5 protein-coding genes and 1 pseudogene are annotated in these 1,933 nt (G+C 68.2%); all 6 read right to left on the reverse strand.

The window, feature by feature from the left end; all coding sequences use genetic code 11:
- Window positions 1-263: pseudogene (locus A8G15_RS31235) on the reverse strand (hypothetical protein); the annotation flags it as partial.
- Window positions 260-457, reverse strand: coding sequence for a hypothetical protein (locus A8G15_RS25275; protein ID WP_068165750.1), 198 nt, complete (start codon window positions 455-457; stop codon window positions 260-262). The pseudogene A8G15_RS31235 and the gene A8G15_RS25275, both read right to left, overlap by 4 nt.
- The gene (locus A8G15_RS25280) at window positions 454-768 is read right to left on the reverse strand and encodes a minor capsid protein (RefSeq protein WP_245687998.1); all 315 of its coding nucleotides are present in this window, start codon (window positions 766-768) and stop codon (window positions 454-456) included. The genes A8G15_RS25275 and A8G15_RS25280 overlap by 4 nt, the downstream gene beginning before the upstream one ends.
- Window positions 765-923, reverse strand: coding sequence for a hypothetical protein (locus A8G15_RS30840; protein ID WP_153811614.1), 159 nt, complete (start codon window positions 921-923; stop codon window positions 765-767). Before A8G15_RS30840 ends, A8G15_RS25280 begins: the two co-directional genes overlap by 4 nt.
- Before the next feature lie 8 nt (window positions 924-931).
- Entirely contained in the window at window positions 932-1,261 is a 330-nt protein-coding gene (locus A8G15_RS25285; RefSeq protein ID WP_068165753.1) for a hypothetical protein, read from the reverse strand.
- On the reverse strand, window positions 1,258-1,671 hold the full coding sequence (locus tag A8G15_RS25290) for a head-tail connector protein (protein ID WP_068165752.1): 414 nt from the start codon (window positions 1,669-1,671) through the stop codon (window positions 1,258-1,260). The genes A8G15_RS25285 and A8G15_RS25290 overlap by 4 nt, the downstream gene beginning before the upstream one ends.
- Window positions 1,672-1,933 lie beyond the last annotated feature (262 nt).

The following is a 1,933-nucleotide window of genomic DNA, read 5'->3' on the forward strand; positions in this document are numbered from 1 at the left end:
GTCCGCGCGTCGCGGCCGGCTCGTCGGCCCCGGATCTGCAGGTAGTAGTCCGGGTTGTCGTCGTCGCGGGATCGGTCGTCGTTGTAGGTGTTGATGACGATGGCGTCGTTCGGGGCGTCGGGCATGGTGCCGAAGAACACCGCGGGGAGTGTGCCGGTGCCGTAGACGCCGGTGGGTTCATATCGCACGAGCCCGAGGGCGGTGAGGCGTTGCGCGAGGGCGTCCTCGAGTGCGGTGGTGTCGGGTGCGCGCGCGGTCGTCATTCGCCCTCCGAGGTACTGAGCACCATAGGGGCGATGATGTGTGCCTTCGCGAACTCGAGTAACCCGAGGGTTTCGACCATCATGAGCGGCTCGCCATCGGGTCTGCAGGACTCGACCTCGATGCCGTCACGGCCGTCCTGGTCGATCGTGCGGACGATCGTGATCCGCGATATCTCCATGCTGGATTCGCTCACAGTGCGCTCCTGATGGCCTGGGCGATGACCTGCCCAACTTCCTGCCGCTTCGCGATCACGGCGTTCTCGAGGAACTTCGCCTGACCGTGCTCATGCTGGTAGCCCAGCTCCTCGTGCTGGCGAGCGGCATAGGGCAGCGAGTAGTACACCGCCGCCTCACCGTCACCGGACGCCGTGGAGCAGTCGTTGCGCAGCGCGCCGGTTTCCTTCGGGGTGCGTTGGATCGACTCCTGCTTGACGACCTCGGCGGCGTCGTTGAGTCCGCGTTGCGCGGCGGCACGGATCGCGGCCATGTCGAAGTTCAGGCTCACCTGTAGCCGCCCGCCTTCTTGACCTTGTCCGCGTGCGCCTCGCACATGAACACGCCAGGCCGGCCCTTGGCGTTGACGCGGTAGAGCGCGTACCCGTCATAGGGCGTGCGCAGGCAGTCCGGGTAATCGCATGGGCTGTGGGCGTTGCGGGCCATGAGTCCTCCTAGGTGAGGTCGACGCTGTAGAAGTTCGGGGTTCGGCCGGCCCCGTCGTGGTGCAGCTGCTCCGCCAACACCTCGGCAGTCCGGCCCCCGAACTCCGGCGGCAGGGTCACGAGTGACCCGGGTGGAATCAGCTCGGTGGTGGCGGACATCGACACGCGGGCTTCGGAGATCACCTCCGAGCCGTCCGGCGCGAGCACCTTCTTCCGCTTCGCCGTGATCTTCCCGAGCACCTCCACCGGGGCCGCGTGCACGGGACCGTGCGCGCCGTCGCCGATCTTCCGTGCGACGAGCACCGGCCACCGCCACCAACGAGCGAGAGGCTCCCTCACCACGACCGCACCGCATTCGATGCCAGCCCAGCGAACCGGAGTAGCCGCAACGCAGTCGGCACGAGGCCATCGAGACTCGACGCCTTCGCGGCCTCGAGCTCGGCGGCGTTCGTGGTCTCCGATGCCCCGTCGATCGACGACGACACCACGATCTCGTCCATGCCGGCACGCCCCTTCGCGGGGTCGATGCCGTGCTCTGCCCAGAACGCGGCCTGCACGCACGTTGCGTCGCGCATCGCGTCACGCAGGCTCTGGTCGGTGGGCATGCGGTCGGGGGTGGTGTCGTAGATGTCGGCGAGGCATGCGTCGGCGACGAGGATCGATGCCTCACGCAGGAGCGCCGTGGCGTTCGCTGGTGCGGGGTTGCCGGTCCAGGTGGCGAGCTCTGTCGGGGTGGCGTAGACGAGCACAGTGCCTCCTCAGGTGTTGGTGGTTGGTGCGCAGGACGCGCTGCTGCAGGGGCCGAAAGGAACCCGGCGTGAGACCCCCAAGCGGCCTTCGCGTGCGTAGTGGTCATGTCCTTTGCCGGGACACGCGGTTGACGCACCAACCACCAAGCTCGGTGCGCTACTCGCCGTCGTCGGCCGGGGCCTTCGCGCGGGCGCGCTTGGGCTCGGAGATGCCGTAGCCGTGGCGCCGGAAGTACGCCAGGGCGCCGTCGTTGTCGGTCTC

Source organism: Rhodococcus phenolicus (genome assembly GCF_001646785.1).
GTDB lineage: Bacteria > Actinomycetota > Actinomycetes > Mycobacteriales > Mycobacteriaceae > Rhodococcus > Rhodococcus phenolicus.